5 protein-coding genes are annotated in these 7,108 nt (G+C 60.9%); 1 reads left to right on the top strand and 4 read right to left on the bottom strand.

Annotation, left to right across the window (positions count from 1 at the left end; translation table 11 throughout):
• Positions 1 to 68: 68 nt before the first annotated feature.
• From rpoN to AC24GY_RS03870, 3 genes are all read right to left on the bottom strand, one after another.
• Positions 69 to 1,487 carry an RNA polymerase factor sigma-54 gene (gene rpoN, locus AC24GY_RS03860; protein WP_487680446.1) on the bottom strand — a complete coding sequence of 473 codons (1,419 nt, stop codon included), beginning with the start codon at positions 1,485 to 1,487 and terminating at the stop codon, positions 69 to 71.
• A gap of 182 nt (positions 1,488 to 1,669) precedes the next feature.
• Positions 1,670 to 2,668, bottom strand: a complete 999-nt coding sequence (locus AC24GY_RS03865) for a hypothetical protein (protein ID WP_487680448.1) — start codon at positions 2,666 to 2,668, stop codon at positions 1,670 to 1,672.
• A gap of 150 nt (positions 2,669 to 2,818) precedes the next feature.
• Positions 2,819 to 4,786 carry a phospho-sugar mutase gene (locus tag AC24GY_RS03870; protein ID WP_487680450.1) on the bottom strand — a complete coding sequence of 656 codons (1,968 nt, stop codon included), beginning with the start codon at positions 4,784 to 4,786 and terminating at the stop codon, positions 2,819 to 2,821.
• Between the two features lie 178 nt (positions 4,787 to 4,964).
• On the opposite strand from AC24GY_RS03870, the gene AC24GY_RS03875 reads away from it, so the two are divergent.
• Positions 4,965 to 6,038, top strand: a complete 1,074-nt coding sequence (locus AC24GY_RS03875) for an SPFH domain-containing protein (protein ID WP_487680452.1) — start codon at positions 4,965 to 4,967, stop codon at positions 6,036 to 6,038.
• Positions 6,039 to 6,494: 456 nt separating this feature from the next.
• Here the strand turns inward: AC24GY_RS03875 and AC24GY_RS03880 are convergent, their stop codons facing one another.
• Entirely contained in the window at positions 6,495 to 6,992 is a 498-nt protein-coding gene (locus tag AC24GY_RS03880; protein ID WP_422323660.1) for an ElaB/YgaM/YqjD family protein, read from the bottom strand.
• Between the last annotated feature and the right edge of the window lie 116 nt (positions 6,993 to 7,108).

Raw genomic sequence — 7,108 nt, forward strand, 5'->3', positions numbered from 1 at the left:
GTTGGGGTGAGCCTGGCTGCTTTTCGGTATCGCTGATCGACGGCAGGAGTGCCCATCGTACTGCTGACTCAAGAGAACGACTTCCGCAAATGGCTGGGCAGGATGTTCAGGGCTTCGCGGTATTTCGCGACGGTGCGGCGCGCGACCTTGATGCCCTGGCCGTCCAGCAGTTTGGCGAGCTTGTCGTCGCTGAGGGGCTTGTGCTTGGGCTCGTTCTTGATGAGTTCGGCGATGGCGTTTTTGACGCTGGTGTTGCTCAAGTCATCGCCTGATTCTGTCTTCACGCCGTGGGAGAAGAAGAATTTCATGTCAAACACGCCATGCGGAGTGGCGATGTACTTGCCGGCGATGGCGCGGCTGACGGTGGTCTCATGCACGCCGACTTCATCGGCCACGGTGGCCATGTTGAGCGGGCGCAGGAAGTTGGTGCCCTTCTCCAGGAACTCGCGCTGATACTTGAGGATCTGCGTGGCGATGCGGTGGATCGTCTGCTGGCGCTGATGGATGGAGCGGATGAGGAACTTGCCGCTGCGGATCTTGTCGCGCACGTAGTTGCGCACCTCGCCGTTGTTGCCGGGCGCACTGAGCAGGTCCTTGTAGGTGTTGCTGATGCGCAGGTGCGGCAGGTCGTCATTGGTCATGACTGCCACCCAGTCGCGCCCCTGGCGCTCTACCACGACATCCGGTGTGACGTAGTTGTTGGAGGAGACGGCAAAGCGCTGCGCCGGGCGCGGGTCCAGCGTGCTGATGAAATCGGCGGCGCGTGAGATCTGCTCCAGCGGTACGCCGAGCTTGCGGGCGAGGATGGGGTAGCGCTTGTTGGCGAGATCGTCGATGTATTGATCAACGAGCCGCCAGGCGAGGCTCTGCTTTTTGCCAAGGCGCTCCAGCTGCACCAGCAGGCATTCGCGCAGATCTTCCGAGCCGACGCCCACAGGATCGAAGCTCTGCAGCAGCTTTTTGGCGGTGATCAGGACATCGATGGGGATGCCATGGTTCAGGCTCAGGTCGTCGATGCGGGTGTTGAGAAAGCCACGGTCATCCAGATTGCCAATGAGGAACTCCACATGAGGAGCAAGTGCGGCTTTGGCGTCCGAGGTGTGGAGCTGGGAAAGCAGATGCTCCTGCAGCGTGGTGGGAGCCACGATGGAGTCCATGAGGAACTGCCAGCGTTCCTGGTCATCGCTGCGGCGGGTGGCGGTCTGCTGGCGGCTCTGCTGCCAGTACTCGCGCCATTCGTCATCCATCTGCGTCAGGGCGTCGATGTCACTGTCATCCACGCTGCGGTCATCGGGATCATCGGGGATGGCGTCCTGGATGGAAGTTTCCGGGGCTTCGAGCTCCAGCACCGGATTGATTTCGACCTCCTGCTGGATGATCTGGCGCAGCTCCAAAGTGGGAGCCTGCAAGATCTGCAAGCTTTGCTGCATCTGCGGCCCGATGGCGAGCTTTTGAGTCTGTAACTGCTGGAGTCCGTGGTCGGCCATGAATGGTTGTAGGACAGCCAAGCGCCGTCCTACCCTTTTAGCAAGCATTCTTCAGGCCAGCGCCGCGTTTATTTTTGATTTCGTCAAAAGACCTGCCGCTGGCACAAAAGAAGAAGCTTCGGCGTGACCGGGATTTCCTAAAAAATGGGGCGCTGGAGCCGGAAGTACGGGGCGGGAAAGCCTCAAGGCACCTCAAAAACCTTCTGCGTGGTGGGGTCCAGCGCCAGGGAGCCGCTCTCGAGCCCGGTGATGTCGAGCTCTTTGTAAGGCGGATATGGGCTGATCACACGGCCGGGCTTCGCGGTTTTCTTGCCCTTCAAGAACGACCCAGAAGATCCGCTGTTGGAAGTCGTGGTAGGAAATTCCTTGGAGGTGGATTCGGAGCGGCGCGTCGTGGGCGCTGGCGTCGGCGGAGGGGCGTCAGGCTTCGGCTCCTTCTTGGGTGTCACCGTGGCAGGTTTACTCGTCGTCCTGGGGGATGGCGGTGAGTCGTCCACCTTGGGCGGAGTGTATTTGCGCGTGGTGCTGGGGGAGGGAGTCTTGCTCTGTGGAGCTGGAGCAGAAGGCGTGCTTTTGCTGCGGCTCGTGTTTGACTGCGACGGGGCCGGAGCGGTCGGCTGCTGCTGGGGTTGCTGCTGCGGCGGGTAGTTGTAGCGCGGCTGTCCCTGAGGCTGCTGTTGCGGATATTGATAGCCAGGCTGTGGCTGGGTGTAGCCTGAACCGGGAAGGGGATATCCTTGCGGAGACTGCTGCGGATATGTTGGAGCGGCCTGCGGGCGCGGGGTGGAGTCCAGGCTGTAGCCGCCGTTTTGACCGTAGCCCTGCGGCGGGTAGTCATAGCCGGTGGGGTCCTTGCCATAGAAAAGACGGCGCGCCATTTCGCTCATGCGCTGGCCAAACTTCGGCAGAAACTGCAGCGGGCTTTCATACTGCGGCTGGGGCTGCTGCTGTTGCGGATAGCCGTAGCCTGGAGGTGTCTGCTGGTAACCCTGCGGTGCTTGCTGATAGCCCTGTGGAGGGCTGTACTGCTGTGGATAACCACCCTGCTGGGGATAACCCTGCGGCTGCGGATAGTAGCGCTGCTGAGCCTGCGCCATGCCCGTGGAAGCAGAGAGGATGGTGAAACACCAGCCCAGCCCAATGGAACTGATCAGCCCCCTGCGAGTGGTTTGAGAATTCATAATCGTTAATAGTTCTTAAATTCCTGGGAACTTCAAGCCGCATTTTCCGGCCCTCCGCCTCAGGAATGAGGTCACAACTGGATAGACGAATGCGGCTGAAGTTTGTTCAGCCGCATTGCCATTTCTTCGAATCTGTCGTGAACTTCGGCCTTATGAAGCCAGACGCGCGTCGATGTCTTTGTCCAGCCAGGCCCACATGCTGGCGAGGCCTTCGGTTACCTTCGCCTTCACAGCCGTGAGTTCGTCGGCGCTGAGGCTCTGACCTGCGGCGGGGACGCTGCGGCCAAACATGTAGTACTTGATCTTCGGCTCTGTGCCGGAGGGGCGCACGGCGAAGCTGCGGCCATCGGCAAGGTCCACAAAGAGCATCTTCTCCTTCAGCACCACGTCGCCTTCTTCATCGGTGATCTCGTCCTTGCGGAAATCGCGCACCTTGATGACGGCGGAGCCATCCACTTCCTTCGGCGGGTTGCTGCCGTAGCTGTCGGCCAGCTTGGCGATCTGCGCGGCACCGCTGGCACCTTCGAAGACCTTGCTCTCGTTGCGCTCCAGGAAGTAGCCCACTTCACAGTACACCTGATCCAGCAGTCCCACCACGGTGAGGCCCAGGCTGGCGGCGTAGGCGGCGAGCTCGGCAAACATGACCACGGCGCCGTTGCCGTCTTTGTCGCGGCTGAAGTCATCGCCCATGTAGCCGTAGCTTTCCTCACCACCGAAGACGAGGAACTTGCTGTGCTTGAGGCGTGCGTTGCGGCTCTCCACGTTGTTGAGGTCGCGGTAGCGGCTCTGAATGTCGGCAGGCAGGGCGGCTTCGTATTTGGAAAGCTTGGCGCTGATCCACTTGAAACCGGTGAGTGTGTTCACGCAACCGACACCAAACTTCGCGGCGATGGCGTCCTGCATCGGGCTCGTGACAAAGGTCTTCAGCAGCACGGAGTGGCTCTTGTTTTCAGCATTGAGGATGCCGAGGTCAAACATCGTCTTGGTGCGGTACCAGGCCATGAGTGAGCCCACCTGATTGCCGGTGAGCAGCACCATTTCGCCAGCGGCATTGCGCACGCCCACGCCCATGCGGTCGCAGTCGGGATCGGTGCCGATGATGATGTCCGCGCCTTCCTTGTTGGCGAGATCCACCGCCATCTGCAAGGCGGAGGCGTTTTCCGGATTCGGGGACTTCACGGTGGGGAAGCGGCCGTCGCGCACGTCCTGCTCCGGCACGGTGAGAAAATTGAAGCCGAGCTTTTTCAGCAGCACGGGCACCAGCACACCGCCTGCGCCGTGCAATGCGGTGAATACAATTTTGAGCTTCTTCGCTTCTTCCTTCTGCAGCAGCTCGGGCTGCAGCATCATGGTTTCCACGCGGGCCAGATACTTCTGGTCCATGTCATCGGCCAGGGTGGTGAGCTTGCCGCGTTCGGCCTCGGGCAGCGCGGTGTATTCCTCGCCCTTGATGGCGTTCACTTCCTTGATGATGCCGGTGGCGTGGGGCTCCACGATGCCGGCGCCGTCGTTGAAATTCACCTTATAGCCGTTGTCATGCGCCGGGTTGTGGGAGGCGGTGATCATCACGCCTGCATCCGCACGGAGCTGTCGCACCGCGAAGGACATTTCCGGCGTGGCACGGCAGTAGTCGAAGAGGTACACATCCGCCCCGTGATCCATGGCGATCTTGGCGCAGAACTTCGCGAACTCCGGGGAGAAGTGGCGGGTGTCATGCGCAAAGACAATGCTCGGCTTGCCGCTGAGCTTGGCGTTGGCGCGGAAGTTTTTGAGGTAGGTCACCAGGCCACGGGTGGCGCGGCTGACGTTGTAGAAGTTCATCGCGTTCGTGCCCACGCAGGGGTGCTCCGGGCGCTGGTCTTCCGGGGCGCTGCCACGCTCCGACTTGGTGACGATCTTGCCCACCGTGCGGCCACGCAGGCCGCCGGTGCCAAATTTAAGCGCCTGGAAGAAGCGGTCGTTCAGCTCCGCCCACTGGCCTGCGGTGGCGAGTTCTTCGATGCTGGCGCGGTAAAGCGGGTTGTCGCTGGCGGCGAGGAGGGCACGAATGTTGTCGTAGCTGGCGGCGAGGAGTTGCCCGGAAGAGGCGGCGGCTTGGAGTTGATCGGCAAGGGACATATGAAATATCAATTTGAACCAGTGATTTAAGGAATCAAACGGCAAAGCGCTCAGCGAGCAATGAGGGATGCTTTACAAACGGGGGCGCAGAATTGCACTCGCCAAAAGGAATGCCGCTCTTTAAGATCGCCCTCGTTCCCTGCCAGACACACCGAAAACACTCACCTTTTATACGATCATGGGCCTGATGGATTACCTCAAAGGACAGTTCTTGGAAATCATCCAATGGACGGACGACTCACGCGACACGCTTTCCTGGCGCTTTCCGGACGAGGACAAGGAAATCAAGCGCGGCGCGCAGCTCATCGTGCGGGAGTCGCAGATCGCCCAGTTTGTTTACCTTGGTCAATACGGCGACACCTTCGGCCCCGGCAAGCACACCCTGAGCACGGAAAACATCCCGATTCTCTCCACGCTCAAGGGCTGGAAGTACGGCTTTGAGTCTCCCTTCAAGGCGGACGTTTACTACGTCACCACCCGCCTCTTCACCGGCAACAAGTGGGGCACCAGCAACCCAATCATGATGCGGGATGCGGACTTCGGCATCGTGCGCGTGCGCGCCTTCGGCACCTTTGATTTCAGAATCACCGAGCCCAAGCTCTTCCTCAAGGAAGTCGCCGGCACCGACAACCACTTCCGCCTGGATGAATTCGCCGACACCATGCGCAGCCGCATTGTCAGCGTGTTCACGGACGCCCTCGCCACCGCCAAGGTGCCCGTGCTCGATCTCGCCACCCGCTACTCCGAGCTTGGCGAAGCCCTGCTGCCCATCATCAACCCCACGACGCAGGGCAAGTACGGCATTGAGATCACCAGCTTCATCCTCGAAAACGCCAGCGTGCCGCCGGAAGTCGAGGCCGCCATCGACAAGCGCAGCAGCATGGGCGCGATCGGCAACCTGAACGACTACGTGAAGTTCCAGATGGCCGAAGGCATGGCCAAAGGTGGCGCTGGTCCGGCCGGAGCCGCCGCAGAAATCGCGATGGGTTTTGGCATGGCGCAGAACATGATGGCCCAGGGTGCCTTCAACATGAACCCCGCCGCCGGCGGTGCCGCCGCCCCGGCTGTCGCTGCTGCTCCAGCCGCCGCGCCTTCCGTCGACATCCTCACCCCCGCCCAGGTGGCCCAGACCCTCGGCGTCACCGAGGCCGATGTCCTCGCCAGCATCGAAGGCGGCCAGATCAAGGCCAAGAAGATCGGCACGCAGTACCGCATCACCAAGGCCGCGCTGGATGAGTTTCTGGCGCAGTGATGGGGGTGCCCAATGACCCCTCGTGTGAAATGCCGGAGGTGCTCCGCGATGATTTTGGAAATCACCGCGAGCGCCAACGGCGGTTTCTGTGGTGCGTGCGTTAAGACACGCGGGCTGCGCTGTTGCCTCAGGCAGATAGGTGTTCAATGCCTCTAGCGAGGGATTGAGCGAAGCGGTATCCCTCGGTCAGAGAGCCATACACGCTCACTTCGGCCGCATCGCGGAGCGATGCCAGCGCGGGCCAAGTTTGGTTTTTTTTAAGCGGCTTCATTTCCTGTTATCCCCCTCTAGGGTAGTTCGGGGAAAAACGAAGCGTGCTTTCCGCACTCCTGCGGAAACGGTTTTGGAAACAAAAGCTCCGGGAGCAAAAAAATGGAAACGAAAAACCTCGTTTTTCGTTTCCATGGGGCTGCGGGGGCGCAGCGCTAGATCGGGGACTGGAGCCCCTGGCGTTTACTACCAGCTGAAGCGCTCGCGCAGCGTGGGCTCGCGATGGTGGGAGAGGCCCATGAGGCAGCCCAGGGTGAGGCCGACAGCGAAGGCGCCGAGGACGACGGGGACTGGATTCTCACGCACGTATTGCTTGGACTGAACCAAGGTGTCCTCAGCGCGTGCGGCGGCGGTTTTGTAAAGGTCCTCGGCGCGGTGTGCGGCGGAGTGGTAAACGTCTTCAGCGCGTGTGGCGGCAGACTGGTAGAGGTCTTTGGCAGCCTGACCCGCGTGCTGCGCGGCATCCTTGGTGGCGGCGATTCCACGCTGTGCAGCATCTTTGGCGGTCTGGGCGGCCTGCTCGGCTGCGTCTTTCACAGTGTGTGTGGCGTTCTGGGCCAGATCACGGGCGGCATAGCCGGCCTGCTGTGCGGCGTCCTTGGCATTGCCAGCTGCTTCCTGGGCGGAGTCTTTGGCGGCCTGGGAATGTTGGTCGTAGGCGAGCGTGTTGAAGTCGGTTTTCATTTGGGGGTGTGGTTGTTCTTGCTGTGATCGTGTGTGGTCTTTGCTGTGATCGTCTCAAACTGCGCCAAAAGCGCAGTCCGTGCCATGGGGTGTATGCCTCCCTCCTGGCGGTCACT

Source organism: Prosthecobacter sp. Pr1 (assembly GCF_057652315.1).

Coding starts and splice junctions, on each gene's coding strand:
- AC24GY_RS03870 (WP_487680450.1), bottom strand. CDS start 4,786: ATGTCCCTTGCCGATCAACTCCAAGCCGCCGCCTCTTCCGGGCAACTC.
- AC24GY_RS03865 (WP_487680448.1), bottom strand. CDS start 2,668: ATGAATTCTCAAACCACTCGCAGGGGGCTGATCAGTTCCATTGGGCTG.
- AC24GY_RS03880 (WP_422323660.1), bottom strand. CDS start 6,992: ATGAAAACCGACTTCAACACGCTCGCCTACGACCAACATTCCCAGGCC.
- rpoN (WP_487680446.1), bottom strand. CDS start 1,487: ATGGCCGACCACGGACTCCAGCAGTTACAGACTCAAAAGCTCGCCATC.
- AC24GY_RS03875 (WP_487680452.1), top strand. CDS start 4,965: ATGGGCCTGATGGATTACCTCAAAGGACAGTTCTTGGAAATCATCCAA.